The sequence below is a fragment of the Halovivax sp. genome, assembly GCA_007119345.1.
GTDB lineage: Archaea > Halobacteriota > Halobacteria > Halobacteriales > Natrialbaceae > Halovivax.
Genome location: SKPV01000195.1, coordinates 22,664 through 40,938, shown reverse-complemented (window position 1 = coordinate 40,938; position 18,275 = coordinate 22,664). Strand labels below are relative to the sequence as shown.

Annotated in this window: 18 protein-coding genes and 1 pseudogene; 14 read left to right on the top strand and 5 right to left on the bottom strand. The window is 70.0% G+C overall.

Going from position 1 to position 18,275, the window contains the following annotated elements:
- The 3 genes and pseudogenes from QZT59_RS13270 to QZT59_RS13260 form a co-directional block, all read left to right on the top strand.
- Positions 1-372, top strand: a pseudogene (locus QZT59_RS13270) (hypothetical protein); the annotation flags it as partial.
- Positions 369-779 (top strand): KEOPS complex subunit Pcc1, encoded by a 411-nt coding sequence (locus QZT59_RS13265; protein WP_290817150.1) that lies wholly within the window; start codon positions 369-371, stop codon positions 777-779. The pseudogene QZT59_RS13270 and the gene QZT59_RS13265, both read left to right, overlap by 4 nt.
- Complete coding sequence (locus QZT59_RS13260) at positions 772-1,413, top strand: 30S ribosomal protein S3ae (protein ID WP_290817148.1); 642 nt, start codon at positions 772-774, stop codon at positions 1,411-1,413. Before QZT59_RS13265 ends, QZT59_RS13260 begins: the two co-directional genes overlap by 8 nt.
- A gap of 263 nt (positions 1,414-1,676) precedes the next feature.
- On the opposite strand, the gene QZT59_RS13255 is transcribed toward QZT59_RS13260, so the two are convergent.
- The gene (locus QZT59_RS13255; RefSeq protein WP_290817145.1) at positions 1,677-2,126 is read right to left on the bottom strand and encodes a plastocyanin/azurin family copper-binding protein; all 450 of its coding nucleotides are present in this window, start codon (positions 2,124-2,126) and stop codon (positions 1,677-1,679) included.
- A gap of 132 nt (positions 2,127-2,258) precedes the next feature.
- On the opposite strand from QZT59_RS13255, the gene QZT59_RS13250 reads away from it, so the two are divergent.
- The 4 genes from QZT59_RS13250 to QZT59_RS13235 all read left to right on the top strand — a co-directional run bounded on the left by QZT59_RS13250 (position 2,259) and on the right by QZT59_RS13235 (position 7,280).
- On the top strand, positions 2,259-2,978 hold the full coding sequence (locus QZT59_RS13250; RefSeq protein ID WP_290817142.1) for a protein sorting system archaetidylserine synthase: 720 nt from the start codon (positions 2,259-2,261) through the stop codon (positions 2,976-2,978).
- A gap of 75 nt (positions 2,979-3,053) precedes the next feature.
- Positions 3,054-4,379, top strand: coding sequence for a HEAT repeat domain-containing protein (locus tag QZT59_RS13245; protein ID WP_290817139.1), 1,326 nt, complete (start codon positions 3,054-3,056; stop codon positions 4,377-4,379).
- Positions 4,380-4,721: 342 nt separating this feature from the next.
- Positions 4,722-6,734 (top strand): phospholipase D-like domain-containing protein, encoded by a 2,013-nt coding sequence (locus tag QZT59_RS13240; protein ID WP_290817136.1) that lies wholly within the window; start codon positions 4,722-4,724, stop codon positions 6,732-6,734.
- 60 nt (positions 6,735-6,794) lie between these two features.
- A complete protein-coding gene (locus QZT59_RS13235; protein WP_290817133.1) occupies positions 6,795-7,280 on the top strand; it encodes a hypothetical protein in 486 nt (161 codons plus the stop codon).
- A 192-nt stretch (positions 7,281-7,472) separates the two neighbouring features.
- Here QZT59_RS13235 and QZT59_RS13230 read toward each other — a convergent pair whose 3' ends face one another.
- On the bottom strand, positions 7,473-9,371 hold the full coding sequence (locus QZT59_RS13230; RefSeq protein ID WP_290817129.1) for an OB-fold nucleic acid binding domain-containing protein: 1,899 nt from the start codon (positions 9,369-9,371) through the stop codon (positions 7,473-7,475).
- Positions 9,372-9,698: 327 nt separating this feature from the next.
- On the opposite strand from QZT59_RS13230, the gene QZT59_RS13225 reads away from it, so the two are divergent.
- The 4 genes from QZT59_RS13225 to QZT59_RS13210 all read left to right on the top strand — a co-directional run bounded on the left by QZT59_RS13225 (position 9,699) and on the right by QZT59_RS13210 (position 13,677).
- Entirely contained in the window at positions 9,699-10,847 is a 1,149-nt protein-coding gene (locus QZT59_RS13225; RefSeq protein WP_290817126.1) for an acetyl-CoA C-acyltransferase, read from the top strand.
- Between the two features lie 144 nt (positions 10,848-10,991).
- Complete coding sequence (locus QZT59_RS13220) at positions 10,992-12,482, top strand: ATP-binding protein (protein WP_290817116.1); 1,491 nt, start codon at positions 10,992-10,994, stop codon at positions 12,480-12,482.
- A gap of 216 nt (positions 12,483-12,698) precedes the next feature.
- Positions 12,699-13,199, top strand: a complete 501-nt coding sequence (locus tag QZT59_RS13215) for a Mov34/MPN/PAD-1 family protein (protein ID WP_290817106.1) — start codon at positions 12,699-12,701, stop codon at positions 13,197-13,199.
- A gap of 49 nt (positions 13,200-13,248) precedes the next feature.
- Complete coding sequence (locus tag QZT59_RS13210) at positions 13,249-13,677, top strand: FAD synthase (protein ID WP_290817103.1); 429 nt, start codon at positions 13,249-13,251, stop codon at positions 13,675-13,677.
- 55 nt (positions 13,678-13,732) lie between these two features.
- Here the strand turns inward: QZT59_RS13210 and QZT59_RS13205 are convergent, their stop codons facing one another.
- The 3 genes from QZT59_RS13205 to ribH all read right to left on the bottom strand — a co-directional run bounded on the left by QZT59_RS13205 (position 13,733) and on the right by ribH (position 15,691).
- Complete coding sequence (locus QZT59_RS13205) at positions 13,733-13,879, bottom strand: hypothetical protein (protein WP_290817100.1); 147 nt, start codon at positions 13,877-13,879, stop codon at positions 13,733-13,735.
- A 172-nt stretch (positions 13,880-14,051) separates the two neighbouring features.
- Entirely contained in the window at positions 14,052-15,242 is a 1,191-nt protein-coding gene (locus tag QZT59_RS13200; RefSeq protein WP_290817097.1) for a pyridoxal phosphate-dependent aminotransferase, read from the bottom strand.
- A gap of 38 nt (positions 15,243-15,280) precedes the next feature.
- A complete protein-coding gene (gene ribH / locus QZT59_RS13195; protein ID WP_290817094.1) occupies positions 15,281-15,691 on the bottom strand; it encodes a 6,7-dimethyl-8-ribityllumazine synthase in 411 nt (136 codons plus the stop codon).
- Positions 15,692-15,854: 163 nt separating this feature from the next.
- On the opposite strand from ribH, the gene QZT59_RS13190 reads away from it, so the two are divergent.
- From QZT59_RS13190 to purE, 3 genes are all read left to right on the top strand, one after another.
- Positions 15,855-17,060: a 5-(carboxyamino)imidazole ribonucleotide synthase gene (locus QZT59_RS13190; protein WP_290817091.1), complete on the top strand. Its 1,206-nt coding sequence runs from the start codon at positions 15,855-15,857 to the stop codon at positions 17,058-17,060.
- A gap of 121 nt (positions 17,061-17,181) precedes the next feature.
- On the top strand, positions 17,182-17,493 hold the full coding sequence (locus QZT59_RS13185) for a hypothetical protein (protein ID WP_290817088.1): 312 nt from the start codon (positions 17,182-17,184) through the stop codon (positions 17,491-17,493).
- A gap of 50 nt (positions 17,494-17,543) precedes the next feature.
- Positions 17,544-18,182 carry a 5-(carboxyamino)imidazole ribonucleotide mutase gene (gene purE, locus QZT59_RS13180; protein ID WP_290817085.1) on the top strand — a complete coding sequence of 213 codons (639 nt, stop codon included), beginning with the start codon at positions 17,544-17,546 and terminating at the stop codon, positions 18,180-18,182.
- Positions 18,183-18,275: the final 93 nt, after the last annotated feature.

Sequence of the window (18,275 nt, the reverse complement as noted above, 5' to 3'; positions counted from 1 at the left end):
GCCCTCGACGCCTGGCGGACCCACGGGCGCGCCGTTCACGCGGCGCTCGAGGCGGCGACGTCGTCCCGCCACGACGGGGTGTTCGTCCTGCGACTGCACGGGGCCGACGTCCCCGAAGTCGCCCGGGACGGAGCCGTCGAGTCGGTCGCCCGGCTCGCGGCCGCGACGCGGAGCCCCGAGCCGGTCGTGCTCGCCGTCGCCGACGACGCGATCGGCGTGGCCGCGACCGACGACCGATCGCTCGGCCCGCTCTGTGAGCGCCTCGCCCGGACGATCGGCGCCGCCTACGACTACGGCCCGACCGCCGGCGCGCTCCGCGACGTCGACCCGGACCCCGACGACGCGATCGAGACCGCGAGGGGTGCGCTATGAGGCGACGGGCGATCGTCAGGACGACCCACGCGGACGCCGCGCTCGTCGCTGCGGCGATCGCCCCCGACAACACCGACGAGATGGAGACCGTCGTGTCGGTGACGACGGGCGACGGTAGCGAACCGGAACGCGACGACGGTGACCCGGAGAACGGCGACCGTGACCCGGAACGCGGCGAGGACGAGTCGTCGAGCGACGACCCGTCGGGCGAGGACGGAGAACGCACGGCGGTCCTCACCCGCATCGAGCGGGAGACGACCGGCGGCCTCCACTCGACGGTCGACGACTACCTCGTGAACCTCGACGTGGCGGACGGAGTCGCGGCCCGAGCGACGGGACGAGAGGTACCGGACGCGAACGACGCGAACCACGCAGATACGACGACAACAACCGATACACATGAGTGAACGATCCGTTTCACGCGCGAAGCAGGAAAAGCGGTGGTACACCGTGCTCGCACCGGAGCAGTTCGACCGGCAAGAGCTCGGCGAGACCCCCGCTGACGAACCGGAACAGGTGCTCGACCGAACGATCGAGACGACGCTCGGCGAGCTAACGAACAACGCGAGCGAGAACAACACGAAACTCGAGTTCAGGATCACGGACGTGGGCAGCGACGCGGCCTACACCGAATTCAAAGAGCACGCGCTCACGCGCGACTACCTCCGATCGCTGGTCCGACGCGGCGCCTCGAAGATCGAGGCCTACGTCACGGTCCTCACGACCGACGACTACCGCGTCCAGATCCAGCCGGTGGCCTTCACGACGAAGAAGGCCGACGCGAGCCAGGAGCAGGCCATCCGCGAGACGATGGTCGAGATGGTCGAGTCCGCGGCCGCGGAGCGCGACTTCGAGGACCTGATCGACGGCGTCGTCCACGGCCGACTCTCCTCGGCCATCTACGGCGAGGCCAAGACGATCTATCCGCTCCGGCGGGTCGAGATCCAGAAGGCCACCCTGGAGGCCTACCCCGAGGAGGTCGCCGAAGAGGAAGAGACCTCGGTCGACGTCGACGAGGCCGACGTCGCCACCGACGACTGAGGCGTCGAGTTCGCAATTTCTCTCGAGCGGGGACGAGGAGCGTCGCGTTCGACGACGGCGCCGCGGTCGCGATCATCGGCGCCGACGGATGCGCCGAGAGGGTCAAGAGGCGCCGACGGATGCGTTCGGTCAACTGCGATAGACGACGGTTCCGGTCGGGCGGCGGCAAGTATTCGTCGACGTTAGCACTTGCTCGCTGACGCGGACGAGCGATCACTCGCTGACGCGGACGAACCCAACCGTTCGGCCGCTGACACGGTTGATCACTCCTCGACGTGGACGAGCCCCATCATCCGACCGTCGCCACGGCCGTCTTTCTCGTGCGGGACGCAGTAGTAGGCGTAGGTCCCGGGAACCTCGAACGTGTGCTCGTAGGTCTCCCCGGTGCTGAACGCGCCGCCGAAGTTGTTCCAGTACGCGTCGCTCGCTTCCGCCTCGGTCTCGTACCCGCCGGAGGCGAAAAACGAGGCGCCCTCCGGCAGCCCGTCTTCGTAGGCGGTAACCGTGTGGTCCGCTTCGCTCGTGTTCTTCCAGACGACGGGGTCGCCCACGGTCGTCTCGTACTCCTCGGGTTCGAACGAGTGTCGCGACATCCCGATGTCGTACGGTTCGCCGCCGAAGAGGTCGTCCGCGGTGTCCGCGAGCGCCGTGCAGCCCGCGAGCGCGGCGACTCCGGTCGCCCCGACGCCCGCGAGGTAGGCGCGTCGTCGCATACGCGCCGATTGGGAGCGTGCCGATATAACGTCCGCGATGTCCCGCGGCAGGCCCGGACGAGGGCACCGTCGGCTCCGGGCTCGAATCGCGGACGGAAACACGTAAGGTGGGCGCCCCCCGAACCGGGGAGTATGCTTCCCCGGTTCGTCGGCCGCCTGGGCGTGGCCGACGCGGTCACGATCGCGAACGCCGCGCTGGGGTTTCTCGCGGTCGTGGTGGCATTCGTCGACGTCCACCTGGCCGCCAGGCTCGTCCTGCTGGCGGCGGTGCTCGACGGGCTCGACGGGGTGCTCGCCCGACGGTACGGCGGCACGCCCGTCGGGCCCCACCTCGACTCGCTGGCCGACGTCGCCTCCTTCGCCGTCGCACCCGCCGCCCTGGCGTTCGTCGTCGTCACCGACGGCCTCGGCGTCGAGTTTTCGTCCGCGGGCCCCGAGGCGATCGGCGTCGGCGCGGTCTGCGCGTTGTTCGTCGCCATGGCGGTCGCCCGGCTGGGACTGTACACGGTCTACGACGCCGGCGACGAGTTCACGGAGGGCGTCCAGACGACGCTGGCCGCGACGATCATCGGCGCCGCGGTTCTCGCCGGCGTCACCGACCCGTGGCTGATCCTCGGGGCGACGGCCGCGTTCTGCTACCTGATGGTCTCGCGGATCCGATACCCAGACCTGCTCGCTCGCGACGCGATGGTGATGGGCGTCGTGCACGTCCTCGCGATCCTGATCCCCGACGTCGCCGGCCGCACCTTCCCCTACGCCCTGTTGACCCTCGGCATCGCCTACCTGCTCCTGGGCCCGTGGCTCTACTGGCGGGGCGGCGCGTTCGCGGCGCGGGTGTATGGAAACTCTTAGGGGGGTTCTGCACCCAGATACGCGCATGCAGACGCCCACGAGACCGCGGTCGGCCACCCGCCGGCGGGTGACGCCATGAGCGACGAGGCGACCGAGGAGGGCGACGAAGACGCGACGCCGGATCCCGACGTCGACGAGATCGACGCGGAGCTGGCGGCCGTCTCCGAGCGCGCCGACGAGCTCGCGTCGGAACTCGAGGCGGCGGATACCGAGGACGACCTCGACGACGTGGAGGCCCACCTCGAAGACGTCAGCGAGGACCTCGAGGCGATCGAGATCCCCGAACCCCCCGAGGAACCCGACGACGAAGACGAGGAGACGCCCGAGGATCCGTACGAGGAGGTCAGGGACCGTCACGAGGAACTCGAAAACGACCTCGACGACGTCGAATCCGGCGTCGCGGACCAGCGCGGTCCCTACGCCGAGGACGTGATCGACGAGGTCGAGAGCGCGGCCGGCGACGTCGAGTCCACGCGGTGGACCGAGGAGGGGCGCGAGGAACTCCGCGAGGTCGTCGGGATCGCCCTCGCGGAGATCAGCGAGATCCTCGGCACCTCGCTCTCGCTCGCCGACGACGAGGAGCTGGTCGACGCGCTCGTCGAAACCCTCGAGCGCGTCGGCACGGAGATCGACGAGGCCGGGCTCGATCCGGACACCGACGCCGAGACGATCGACGCCCTGCTCGAGACGACCGACGAACTCCAGTCCGGCGTCGACGACGCCACCGCCTGGGACGACCTCGAGGTCCGCGAACAGCTCCGCCGCGAAGGGTTCTACGACGTCCTCGACCACGTCAAAGACTTCCCGCCCGAGTGGCACGCGCTGAAGGTCCACGAGAAGCAGGGCAACGTCGAGATGGTGTTGCTGGCCCTGGACTCGTTCGACTCCGACTTCATGGAGGAGCACTGTATCGAAGCGCTCGGGCGCATGGGCGACGAGGCGGCGATCGATCCGATGCTCCAGCTGGCGAACCGGCGGAACACCGACGCCATCGCCGTCCTCGGCTCGATCGGCGTCGCCGACGAGCGCGTCGTGGACACGCTGGTCGACTACGTCGACGGCGGCGATCTGTCGCTGCGAAAGCACACGCTCCGGGCCCTCGGCGAGATCGGCGCGCCGGAGGCCGTCGAGCCGGTCGCCGAACAGCTCGTCGACGACGACCCGAGCGTCCGCAGCCACGCCGCACGGTGCCTGGGCCTGCTCGGCGACACCCGCACCATCGACCCGCTCGCGGCGCTGCTCGACGACGACGAGGACGACACCGTCCGCGCCAGCGCCGCCTGGGCGCTCCGACAGATCGGCACCGAGGACGCCCTCGACGCCGTCACCCAGTACGCCGACGACCGCGCCTACCTCGTCCAGGCGGAGGCCGAGCGGGCCGAGGCCCAGCTCGTCGGCTGATCGGGCGGCCGATTCTCGAACGTTCCGGACCCCGAATCCGATCCTTTACGTACGAGGACGCGGCCAGGCCGTCGCGTGCGACGGCGCCCCGTCCCTCGACTCCCCGTCGAAGCCGGAACCAGCCGACGGGCCGTTTCGGTCGCAACGCTGCTGATCGCCGTTCTGGTCGGAGCGCTGCTGCAGGCCGTTCTGGCGGCACCGATGGCAACGGCCGCGGTGACCGGCCCGTCGGCAACGGAAGGGTCCGTCCAGCCGACCCCGAAACCGCCCGTCCAGCCGATACCGGAACCGCCCGTCCAGCCGACACCGAAACTCCCGGCGAACTCCCACGCGCCACCGACGATGACCGGCGACCGGGGACCCCCGCAGGCGTCCCTCATCGGTCCCGGTGGGACCGACGCCACGACGTCGGTCGCCGACGAGCCCTGTCCGGCGGCCGGAGCGCGGTCGACCGACGACGCGTCGTCGCCGCGGATCGTCGAGGCGTACCCGAACCCGACGACCGACGGTAACGTCGGCGAGTACCTCGTGATCGACGACCCCGGCGGACCGACGGAGAACCTGACGGTCACCGACGGACACGCGAGCACCGCGATCCCCGACGACAGGCCCCCGGGTCGGGTGGCCGCGAGCCTCGATCCGAACGTCACCGCCGAGCTGACCGACGACCACGTGGTCGAGTTCGACGGGTACCTTCGACTCGCCGCGGACGGTGACGAACTCGTCCTCGCGAACGAGTCGGGGACCACGGACGCGATCGTCTACGGCCGCGCAGCCGAGGGGGAAATCTGGTACCGCACCGGGGACGCGATCGGGAGCCGATCCGAGGACGAGTCGACGGCGCCCGTCAGCGGCGACTGGTGGCCCCGGGACGCGACGTGTCTGGAACCGTCGACGCGGTCGATCGACGAGGCGACGGCGTTCGTTCTCCCGGACACGCCGGAGGTGCCCCTGGAGGCGATCGCCGGCGCGGAGGAGCGAATCCGGGTAGCCGGCTACACGTTCACCGACGAGGAGATCGCCGCCGAACTGGAGGCGGCGCTCGACCGCGGCGTCGAGGTCGAGGTGCTCGTCGAGGCCGGTCCCGTCGGCGGCATTCCCGAAGAGACCGAGCCGCTGCTCTCGGAACTCGAGGGATCCGGAGCGACGGTGCGCGCGATCGGGGGCGAAGGCGCCCGTTACGGGTTCCACCACCCGAAGTACGCCGTCATCGACGACGCCGTCCTGGTGACCTCCGAGAACTGGAAACCCGCAGGGGTCGGCGGGGCCTCCAGTCGGGGCTGGGGCGTCATCGTCGACGACGCCGACCTCGCGGCGGAGCTGGCCACCGTCTTCGACGCGGACGCGGACGGACCCGATACGACGAACTGGAGCGCGTTCCGGCAGCGCACCACCTTCGTAGAGGAGGACGCCGCCGCGGGGTCGTTCGAGCGCGGGCGCGACGCCGAGACGGTGACGGCCGAGCGCGCCGAACTGCTGGTCGCGCCGGACAACGCCGAGGACCGACTGCGCGAGCTGATCGAGGGAGCCGAAGACTCCCTCCGGATCGTCCAGGTGCGAATCGACGGCCCCGACTTCGTCCTGCTCGACGCCGCCCTCGAAGCCGCCCGGGACGGAGCCGAGGTGCGGATCTTGCTCGACGACTCCTGGTACGTCGCGGAGGAAAATCGGGCGCTCGCCGACCGACTCGATTCGATCGCGGAGCGGGAGGAACTGTCGCTCGAGGTTCGCCTCGCCGAAGGCGGGAGCCGATTCGAGAAGGTCCACGCGAAGGGGATCGTCGTCGACGAGGAGACGGCCGTCGTCGGCAGCCTCAACTGGAACGACCAATCGCTCCGAGAAAATCGGGAGGTCGCGCTCGTCCTTCACGGCGACGACGTCGGGACCTACTACGCCGACGCGTTCGACGCCGACTGGGCGAGCGACGGCGACTGGCAGCTCCCGGTGGAACTGGTGCTCGCCGTCCTCACCGGACTCGCGATCGTCCTCGTCCTCGGGCGACGATACGTCCGGGTCGACCCGACGACGCGGACGGCCGCCGATCCGCGAGCGCAGGTCCCCGTGACGATTCGACCGGCAGGGTCAGAGGCGTCGGGGGCGGAGGACGTCGGACGGCATGGAGAGAACGACGGCTACGGGGGTGCCAGGTCGAACGAGACGGAGGACGACAGACGTTCGGATGAGAGCGACGGCTACGGAGATGCCGAGGCGAACGGGGCGGACGACGCCGTTTCCGGTGGAGTTCCCGCGGTGACGGACGAGTCGGCGGACACCGCGTCCGGCAGCGTCCGGGGACGGAAGAACCCCTCGAGCGAGCGGCGTCGAACGAACGGGCCGGCGGACGATCGCACATAAGTTGGCAATCGGGACAGGCGGGGGCATAACCGGACCCGGTCGCTACAGCGACCGATCACCATGCAAGTCGAACGAACGACCGCCGCCGCGTCCTGGGACGGAACGGTTCCCAGCGCATTCGACTGGCGGGTCGTCGGCCTCGTCGTCGTCCTCGCCGCCCTCGCCGCGTCGTTCAACCTTCCCCACGGCGGGCCGGCGTTCGCCGCAGGCGCGTTCGTTCTCCTGACCGCCGGCGGGCTGGCCGCCCACGCGCTCGGAGAACGGCGCCTCCGGCGGATCACGACGGGACTGGCAGAACGCTGGGACGCGGACGGTGCGCGAATCGAGAGCGTCAGCGGGTCCGCCGGACTGACGGGAACCGAGTGGACGATCCGGACCGCGTCCGGACCGGTCGTCGTCCGGGGACTCGCGCTCGCCCCGCTCTCGAAGCTCTCGATCGAGTGGCAGGGGACGGGCGACGTGCTGGAGGCGAGCGACGCCGAGGCGCGGTTGGACGCGCTCGCCGAGGAGTGGTACCGGGAAGTCGTGGAGTTCCCGTCTGCGTAATTCGTATCGAACGCGAACGGTGCGTCGGCGAGGAATTCCGAACCGGTCACCGGTACGGGAATCCGAACGCTCGTCACCGAGTCCGAACGAGTCGCTCGTCGTCGAGCGACAGTGGATCGTCCGTCACCGAGCGCCGCTGAACCGTCCGACCTCGAACTGGAGCGTGAGGTCGAAAAGACCGTGTTCGTCGTCTCAGTCGTCGAGCGGCGCCGCGCTCGAGAGCGCCTCGTCGATGTCGGCGTCGGCCATCTTTTCGACCAGGGCCTCGATGACCTCCCGGCGCTTTCCTTTGACGAACTTGATGGAGCCGACGACGAGGTGGCCGCCGCCGGAGACGCCGGCGCCGGGGATCTCCGCCTTGAGCTCCGCGACCATCTCCGGGATGTCCAGACGGACGCCGTCGCTTCTGAGGACGGCGAAGTCCGGGCCGTAGCCGACGGTGATGACCGGGTCGCCGGTCTCGGCGATCTTGCGGTCGTGGATCTCGCCGGTGGTCTTTCCGGGCGCGGGGTAGGTAAAGCGGTGAGCGTAGTTCTCGACGTCGATCCGATAGAGGTGGGCGCCGTTGTCGAGGTCCTCGTGCTCGAGGTGGGCCATCGCGGCGTCGAGTTGCTCCTCGACCGCCTCCCGGGCTCCCGCCGCGAAGAACGAGACGAGATTCCGGTGGTGGGAGTCCTCACAGTCGATGCCGAGGAGGTCGGTGATGAGGTGATCGCCGGCGCTGTAGCGCAGCCAGTGGGCGGCGTAGTCGAGCGCCTCGCTGACGTCCTGAAGGCGCTCCTCGTCGTACCCCTCCTCGGCGGCGAGCGCGAGGTAATCGGCCATCGCGTCGGCCTTCGAGCGGTCCGCGAGGCCGGCGACCGCGGGGACGTGGCGGATCTCGTCGGTGAGATCGGGGTAGATCATCCGGGCCAGTTCGACGCACAGCATCCCGGTCGTGATCCGGTAGTCCTCGTCGTGGAGGTACGGGTTGACGTGCGCGTCGAGGAGGTCCTCGACGGCCTCCGGGTCGGGATGGTGGTGGTCGACGGCGACGATGGGGATGTCGTAGTGGGCCAGCGTCTCGTAGGACGGCACGTCCTCGGCCGTCGAACCGTTGTCGAGCATCAGGAGGAGCGGCAGCTGCTGGCCGTGCTTGGCGCGGTCCTCCAGGGCGAAGTTGAGGTCGCGCGTAGCGTCTTCCATCTCGTAGAAGGGCGCCTTGCTCGGCAGGCGCTTGATCAGGTGTCGCGGCGCCTCCGGGTCCTCGTGGACGTCGGCGATGAACCGCTCGAGGGCGAGCTGGAGGGGGACGGCGGCACACATGCCGTCGCCGTCGGCGTGGTGGCGCACCCGGATCGGCCGACCTTGCAGGACGGTCCGCCGCAGGAGCTCGGCGACCTCCCGGAGCCCGGGACGGAGCTTCTCGAAGGCGGGCCAGTCGATCAGCGGCTCGACGTCGTGGGGTTCGGCGCGGCGATCGAGAGCGTCCGCGAGGCGGACGCGGGCCTCCCGCTCGGCCTCGTCGTCCAGGGCCGTGAGACCGTCCACCTCGAGCTGGATCGCCCCCTCCCGGCGCTCGGCGACGCCGGTCACCCGGACGACGTCGCCGACCGCGACGGCGGGGTATGCCCTGACGCCGGCCTCCTGGAACGCCGCACAGGGAACGACCCCGTACTCGTCGGCGACGTGGAAGATGGTCGGTCCGCCGGTCTGTTTGATCTGGACGACTTCGCCCTCGACGTGGATCTGCTCGCCGACGTTCGCCTCCAGTCGGTCGGTCCCGGTCAGCGTGAAGTCGTGGGCGACGTGCTGGAGGGTGTACTCCTCGACGTCGACGGGCTCGAACGAGAGGTCGCCGTTGTCGCGGACGGTCTCCAGCTCGACGACGAGCTCGTCGCCGACCCGGTAGGTTCCTTCGAGCACCGATTCGTGGACCAGTCCGGAGACGGACTCCGTGAGGTCGACGAAGACGCCGTAGTCGACGATACCGTTGATCTCGGCGAGGTACGGCGTCTCGGTCTCGACGTCCTCGGCGGTACACTCCGAGGCGAGATCGTAGACGACCGGCTCTCGCGCGTCGCCGGCCTCGCCGGCGGTCTCGCGTGTCATCGTTGCCGGTCGTTTGCGACCGTGGCGTATAACGCTTGTCAAGCGACGATCCGACGGATTCCCCGAGCGGGCCCAGCGGGCCGGCGTGTCGGCGGTTGGGCCGACTCGGGGACGAGCCGACGCGAGTTCGTCGGAGCGGCCGTCCGCGCCGACCGACTGGCCGATCGCCGTTCTGTCGGTCATCGATCGCCCGAGCGCAGTTCGCACGGTCATCGATCGCCCGAGCGCAGTTCGCACGGTCATCGATCGCCGAACCACCGATCGCCGCGTCACCGTTCGGCCACGAAATCGCTATGATCGACCGGGTACAATTCGGAGTCGAAACAGATGAGCGATCCAGTCATCGTCGACGCCGTGCGGACGCCGTTCGGGAAGCGCGACGGCTCTTTCCGGGACACGCACCCGCAGGATCTGGCCGCCGCCCCGCTGCGGGCGCTGCGCGAACGCAACGGTTTCGACCCGGCAACGATCGAGGACGTGATCTACGGCTGCGTGACGCCGATCGACGAGCAGGGGCTGAACGTCGCCCGTCTGGCGCCGATGGTCGCCGGCTGGGGGGACGGCGTCCCCGGCGTCCAGCTCAACCGGATGTGCGGCTCCGGCCAGCAGGCCGTCAACTTCGCCGCCGCCAACGTCGCCGCGGGCTACCACGACGTCCTGATCGCCGGCGGCGTCGAGCACATGACTCGCGTCCCGATGGGATCGGACGGGTCGAGCGTGACGGAGACGTACTTCGAGCACTTCGAGGAGCTCACCACGCAAGGCGAGGGCGCAGAGCGCATCGCCGAGCAGTACGGCTTCTCCCGAAGCGAGCTCGACGAGCTCGCGGTCGACTCCCAGCGCCGCTGGGGGGAGGCCTGGGAGGCGGGTCACTACGACGACCAGGTCGTCCCGGTCGAAACCGAACTCGACGGCGAGTCCGTGGTCGTGGACCGGGACGAGCACCCGCGGCCGGAGACCGACCTCGAGACGCTCTCGAACCTGCCGCTCTCGTTCCGCCCGGCGGGCGAGGGCGTACACCACGCGGGCAACTCCTCGGGGATCGTCGACGGCGCCTCGGCCGTCCTCGTCGCGAGCGCGGACGCGGCCGACGAGCGCGGATGGGAGCCGATGGCCCGCATCGTCGAGACCGAGGTCGTGGGGGTCGACCCGGTGACCATGCTGACGGGACCGATCCCGGCCACCGAACGCGTCCTCGAAGGGGCCGGCCTCTCCGTCGACGACGTCGACCTGTTCGAGGTCAACGAGGCGTTCGCCTCGGTCGTCGCCGCCTGGCTGGACGAGACCGGCGCCTCCTGGGAGGACGTCAACGTCGACGGCGGCGCGATCGCCCACGGCCACCCGCTCGGGGCGACCGGTTCGATGCTGCTGACGAAACTCGCCCACGGGCTGGAGCGAACCGGGGGGCGCTACGGCCTCTCGGCGATGTGCATCGGATTCGGCCAGGGGATCGCGACGATCGTCGAGCGGTGCTGAGGCGGTCGATCCCCCGATCGCGGCCCGGGATGGTGGACTCGCCTCCCGGCCAGATTCGGCGACGGCCGCCAGGAGCGATCGTCGCTGGCGTGCCGCGAGCCGGTACGCCACTAACCTTTTGCACGTCAGTTGCGAAGGCGCGGTATGACTCGCCAGCCCCGACCGCCGCCGGGCGGCGACGGGACGGCCGCGGAGGCGGTCGGCCCGGTCGCCGTTCGTCTCGTCCCGTCCGATCGGGATGATGCGGCGTCGATCGCGTCGGGGCTGGAATCGGCGAGCGACCGCATCGCGGTCGACGCTGTCGAGGAACCGGACGCGCTTCTCGGCCGAATCGCATCCGGTCGCGTCGACTGCGTCGTCGCCGCGTACGACCTCCCGGACCGAGATCCGCTGGCGCTCTGTGCGGACGTGCGCGAGACGGACCCCGACCTCCCGTTCGTCTGCTACGGCGCGGACGTCCCGCCGGCCGACGCCGCAGTTGCCGTCGGCGCCGGTGGTGTCACGGCCTTCCACCGTCTCCGCGACGAAGCGGGAGACGGCTCCCTGCTCGCCGCCCGGATCGAAGCCGCCGTCGACGAGCGTCGGGCGTCGTCCGCGCTGGCCGAACGCGCGCGACGGCAGGAGACGCTGCTGGGGAACTTGCCCGGGATCGTCTACCGCTGTCGGCTCGCGGACGGGTGGCCGATGGAGTACGTCAGAGGCGGCTGCGAGGAGCTGACCGGCTACCGGGCGAACGCCCTCGAGCGCGGCGATGTCGTCTGGGGAACGGAGATCCTCCACGCCGACGACCGCGCCTGGACCTGGGACGCCGTCCAGAAGAAACTGGAGAGCGGAGGCTCCTTCGAGCTCACCTACCGGATCGTGACTCGCGAGGGGACGGCGAAGTGGGTCTGGGAACGGGGCCGACGGATCGAGTCCGCCGCCCACGACGAGCCGCGGATCGAGGGGTTCATCACCGACGTCACCGAGCGGCGGGAACGGGCCGAACAGCTCCAGGTGATCAGTCACCTGCTGCGCCACAACCTCCGCAACGACATGACCGTCGTCCGCGGGTACGCACGCATGCTCGAAGCCGAGACGGAGCGCTTCGACGAGGAGGCGAGCGTCATCCTGGATCGGATCGACGACCTGCTGACCACCGTCGACAAGACCCAGCCGATCGTCGACGTCCTGACCAGCCCCCGCGAGCGCGCCGTCGTCGACGTCGGCGACGCCCTGGAGCGCGCCGTGGCGGCGATCGAGAACAGACACCCTCACGCGAAGCTGGACGTGACCGACGAGGCGTCGGCGTCGGTCGTCGCGATCGCCGAACTGGAGCGCGCCGTCACCGAACTGATCGAGAACGCGGTCGTCCACAGCGACAGCGAGCGGCCGTCGGTCTCGGTCGACGTCGAGCGTCGCGGCGGAACCGTCGCCGTCCGGGTCGCCGACGAGGGGCCGCCGATCCCCGACATGGAACTGGACGTGCTGACGGGCGATCGGGAGCCCGAACCGCTCTTTCACGGAACCGGTCTCGGACTGTGGCTGGTGGAGTGGATCGTCCGCCGATCGGGCGGTTCGCTGTCCTTCGAGCGGAACGAGCCGCGCGGCAACGTCGTGACCCTGGAGCTGGCGCGTTACGACGGCGGCCGGTGACTCCCGAAACGACCCGCCGTAGGGCGACCGGTGACTCCCGAAACGACCCGCCGTAGGGCGGCCGGTGACTCCCGAGTCCGCCCATCGTGAGCGCACCGGGACTCGGACCGCCGACCGAACCCCGACGGGCCGTCGGCGACGGAGCCGAGCCGGTCGGCCACCGCGCCGACGACGCCTTCCGCAACGTTTAGCAACGGCAAGCCCAGATGGGTAGCCATGGGTCTGCTGGACGCGCTGTTCCGCTCGAGCGAGATTCTCGGCATCGCCGAGGAGACCCTCGAGTTCGCCATCGAGTCCTCGGAGGCGAGCCACCCGAACGAGTACATGGGCTTTCTCCGCGGGACCGACGCGACCCGGCTCGGCCTCGACCGGGACGGATTGATCATCACGGACATCCTCGTGATGCCCGGCACCGAACAGAACAGCGTGAGCGCGACCGTCAAGACGAGCACCATCCCGAACGACACGAAGGCGCTCGGTAGCGTCCACTCCCACCCGAACGGGGTGATCCGCCCGAGCCAGGCCGACCTCGAGACCTTCGGGCGCGGCTCGGTACACATCATCGTCGGCGCGCCCTACGGTCGCCACGACTGGCAGGCGTTCGACTCCCAGGGTCGACCCACCCAGCTGAATGTGATCGACGTGGACCTCCCGGACACCGAGGACTTCTTTCACTTCACCCAGGCGGACATCGACGAGGAGTTACGATGGGACTGATGCGGGATCGCGGAGCCGCGGCGGAAACTCGGGCGGGGGGAGCGTCACCGTGAGCCGGACCGTCGTCGCCCAGGGGACGTTCGACATCGTCCACCCGGGTCACGTCCACTACCTGGAAGAGGCCGCCGGGATGGGCGACCGGCTCGTCGTGATCGTCGCCCGCCGATCGAACGTCGACCACAAGCCGGCGCCGATCTGCTCGGCCGAACAGCGTCGGGCGGTCGTCGACGCCCTCGCGGCCGTCGACGAGGCCATCCTCGGTCACGAGGAGGACATCTTCGTCCCGATCGAAGCGCTCGACCCGGACGTCATCGCCCTCGGCCACGATCAGCACCACGAGGAGGCGGCCATCGTCGACGAACTCGACCGGCGCGGGATCGACTGCGAGGTCCGACGGGCGAGCGCCCGCGAACCGGACGCAGGAGAGGTCCTCTCGTCTCGGCAGATCGTCGAGCGCATCCTGGAGCGCCGGGAGTGAAGAATCGAACGCGACGCGTGCCGGCGAGGCGGGATCGATTTTTCGGACGCGTCGCTCACGTCCGCCTGACGTACAGCACCCACACCCCGACGACGAGCAGCGCGAGTCCCCACCACAGCGAGTCGAAGGGCAGGAGCTTCAGCAAGAGCGTGACCAGTCCGGAGGAGACGAGCGACCACCCGAGTGTCGTCTGGTAACTCATACTCGTCGTACGCGCGGCGACCAGTTATGCCTCGGGGGTGCGCCTGCGACGCGGGCCGGTGCGGCGAGAACGCGAGCACCGCTCGAATCCCGACGTACCGTCCAGAATAGATGGCGCAGTTCCGTCAGCGACCGACGGCGCAGTCCAGTCAGCGACCGATCGCCCAGCCCGCTCAGAGGTAGCCTTCGTCGGCCAGACGCTCGACGCCCTCCCGAAGTCGCTCCTCGCTCGCGGCGTAGGAGAGGCGGGCGTAGCCGGGCGCGCCGAACGCGCTCCCGGGGACCGTGGCGACGTGGGCGTCCTCGAGGGCGCCTTCACACCACTTCGCGTCGCTCACTCGCGGCTGGCCGCCGCTCGCGGATCCCGAGGCGCGCCGCGCCTCGCCCTCGACCGGGAGCATCATGTAGAACGCTCCGTCGGGGACGGGGACGTCGACGCCCTCGTCGGCGAAGAGATCGACCAGCAGATCCCGGCGCTCCCGGAACGCCTCGACCATCTCCGCGACGGCGTCGTCGGTGTTCCCCAGCGCCTCGACGCCCGCGTGCTGGACGAAGTTCGTGGCGCAGGAGACCGAGTGAGAGTGGAGCTTCCCGGCCTGCGAGACGAGTTCCGCGGGGCCGGCGAAGTAGCCGAGCCGCCAGCCGGTCATCGAGTAAGCCTTCGAGAAGCCGTTGACGGTGACCGTGCGGTCGCCCATCCCGTCGAACGTGCCGAGGCTCGTCGGCTCGGTGCCGTAGGTGATCTCGTCGTAGATCTCGTCGGCGATCACGGTCACGTCGTGCTCGACGGCCAGGTCGCGGACGCCCTCGAGGGCCGCGTCCGAGTAGACGGCGCCCGTGGGGTTCGACGGGGAGTTGACGATCAGCAGCTCCGTCTCCTCGGAGATCACGTTCTCGAGGTCGCCGAGGGCGGGTTCGAGCCGGAACTCGTACGGCGAGAGGTCGACGCGGACGAGCGCGCCGCCGGCCAGCTTGACCATCGCCTCGTAGGAGACCCAGGCGGGGTCGAGCAGGACGACCTCGTCCCCGTCGTCGACCAGCGTCTGGACGACCTCGTACAGCGCCTGCTTGGCGCCCGGCGTGACGATCACGTCGTCGGCGTCGTGATCGAGGCCGTCGGCGCGCAGCTTCTCGGCGATGGCCGCCCGGAGTTCCGGGATTCCCTTGGAGGTGGTGTAGCCGGTGTGGCCGGCGTCCATCGCCGCCTGTCCGGCCTCGATCACGTTCTCGGGCGTGGGGAAGTCCGGTTCGCCAACGCTCAGGTCGACGACGTCGGCGCCCTCGGCCACCAGCTCGGAGGCGAGCGCCGAGATCGCGAGCGTGGCGGACGGTTCGACTCTCGTGACGCGGTCTGCGAATTCCATGGTGAGTGTAGTCGGTGGTATCGACGCGTGCGGCGTGGTCAGGGGTCGGGTAGTTCCTCGACGAGGTCGATCGCGCCCTCGACGGCGTCGCCGCCCTTGCCGGTCCGTTCGCGGGCCTCCGCAGCCGACATGCCCGGCCCGATCACGCCCAGGGTGACGGGGGTGTCGCGCTCGAGGGAGACGTCGGCGAGTCGCCGGGCCGTCGCGTCGGCGATGACCCGGTCGTGGTCGGTGTCGCCGGTGATGATCGCGCCGATCACGGCCACGGCGTCGACCTCGGCGCGGCGGGCCAGCCGGTCGGCGGCCAATGGCGCGTCGTAGGCGCCGGGGACGCGGACCGTCTCGACGAGTTCGGCGCCCGCGTCCTCGACCGCCTCGCGGGCGCTCGCCTCCATCTCCTCGGTGATCGGGCGGTTGAACTGCGCGACCACCAGTCCGAGCGCGGTCATACGTCAGCGGTGGTCGAGGGAGTAAAAAGAGGTACCGTTATCCGCGAACCGTGCGTCGACGCCGACCGATCGGGCGCTTCCCGGCCGGGCGAGCGGACCCGTGCGGGTTCCGCGCCGCGGCGTTTGCGAATCCTTATGCGCCGGCCCGCGCAACCGCCGACCGATGACGACGCTCCGAACGCCGGGACCGACGCTGGGCGTGGTCGGCGGCGGGCAGCTCGGCCGGATGCTCGCGGAAGCGGCGTCGCCGCTGGGCGTCGAGCTGATCGTGCTCGATCCGACGCCGGAGTGTCCGGCCTCGCTCGTCGCTCGCGATCAAATCGTCGCCGACTTCGACGACGAGGCGGCGATCCGCGAGCTCGCCGAGCGCGCCGACGCGCTCACCTTCGAGATCGAGCTGGCCGATCAGGACGCGATGGATCGGGTCGAAGAAGAGACGGGCGTGCCCATCCACCCGAAGCCGGCTACCCTCGAACTGATCCACGACAAGCTCGTCCAGAAGCGCGAACTCCGTGAGGCCGGAATTCCCGTCCCCAGGTTCCGCGGGGTCGACGACGCCGACGACGTCCGGGCGGCGATCGACGAGTTCGGCGCACCCGTAATGTTGAAGGCCCGCACCGGCGGCTACGACGGCCGCGGGAACGTCCCCGTTGAATCGGCGGACGACGCCGAGGGCGCCCTCGACGCCGTCGCCGGACCGGCGATGGTCGAGGCCTTCGTCGACTACGCGCGCGAGGTATCCGTGATCGCCGTCAAGGGCGACGGCGAGACGGCGACGTTCCCGGTCACCGAGACGATCCACCAGGAAGAGATTCTCCGGGAGACGGTCGCGCCGGCGCGCTCCGGCGACGACGTGCGAGAACGGGCGCGCGAGGTCGCCCTGGACGTGCTGGACCTGATGGAGGGCCGCGGCGTGTACGGGATCGAGCTGTTCGAAACGCGCGAGGCGCCCCGCGACTCGGAACGATCGAGCGGGCGCAGCTCGCGAGGTGGCGGCGAGATCCTGCTCAACGAGATCGCACCGCGACCCCACAACTCCGGCCACTGGACCATCGAGGGGACCGTCTCCTCCCAGTTCGAACAGCACGTCCGGGCGGTGCTGGGCTGGCCGCTGGGATCGACGGACCTTCGCGGGCCGACCGTCTCGACGAACCTGCTCGCCGACGTCGACGAGCCCGCGCCCGCCGCGCTCGCCGGCGTCGATCGGCTCCTGGAAGAGCCGGGCGCCCACCTCCACTGGTACGGCAAGGCGGAGGCGCGTCCGCTGCGAAAGATGGGGCACGTGACCGTGGGCGGGACGACGGGCGAGTCCCTCGACGGGCTGCTCGAGCGGGCCCGCTCGCTCCGTGATGTCGTCACCTTCTCGTAAGACCGCGGCCACGACGTCCGGACCGGAACCGAACATGCTAGCCGTTTCTGGCCGAAATCGCCGGGAAGAGCGCTGCTACCCCGGAAAAGACTATACATAGAGAGCCACGATACACGGGGACATGATGGATGCCACCGCCGTCGTCGACCGGTTGTCGAGCGGCCGAGGATCGCGGATCGACCTCGAACGGGAACCGACCGAAGCCGAAATTCGGGACGCGGTGAAGCGGCTCAGAGCGGAGGGACTGTGCGGCCGACGGGTCGGCGAGGACCACCTCGTCCCGTACTTCCTCGCGAACGACGGCTTCGGCCAGCGCGAGATCGACCTCCTCGAGGACGTGCTGGCCGAGGAATACGAAGGGACGGATCTCTGCCTCCGGACGCGACGATCGGCGTGCAGCCGGTTGCGCGGCGGATGCAAGGGATCGCGCTGAGCCGGGACGAATCAACGCCTTTCATTGCCTCCGCGACGGAAGCGACGGGCATGACCGACGCAGTCGCGGACCTGATCGACAGGTTGCGCCGCCAGGCCGACCAGGACAGACCGCCCGAGGAGACCCCCGACGTCGGGATCGTCATGGGCAGCGACTCCGACCTCGAGGTCATGATGACCGGCGGTCGCCGCCGGGGCGCCTACGACGCCCTGGTCGACGAGCTCGGGTTCGCGGAACAGACCGACTTCGAGTCGCCGCCCGAGGCCCGGTTCACCTTCGAGACCTACGTCACCTCGGCCCACCGGACCCCGGATCTGATGGCCGCGTACGCGGAGACCGCCGAGGACCGCGGAATCGAGGTGATCATCGCGGGCGCGGGCGGGAAGTCCGCCGACCTGCCGAACATGACGGCGTCGATCGCCTATCCGCTGCCCGTCATCGGCGTGCCGGTTCAGGAGAAGTCCGTCGACAGCGTCATCGGAATGCCGACGGGCGCGCCGATCGTCGCCGTCGACGCCGGCAAGTCGTTCAACGCGGCGCTCTCGGCCGTCCAGATCCTGGCCAGGAAGCACGAGGAGCTTCGCGCTCGACTCGTCGACTACCACGAGCGGCTGCGGGACGAGGTCGGCGACGTCTCCCGAGCGCTCCACGACGGGGGCACTCGCGCGTTTTTGGACGGGCGGGAGTGACCGATCGAGCGGAGTGACCGATCCCTCCGTCCGCCGAGCGACGGCCGCAGGCCGAAGAGACGTTCATCCATCGACGAGTGAATCATCCCCTGA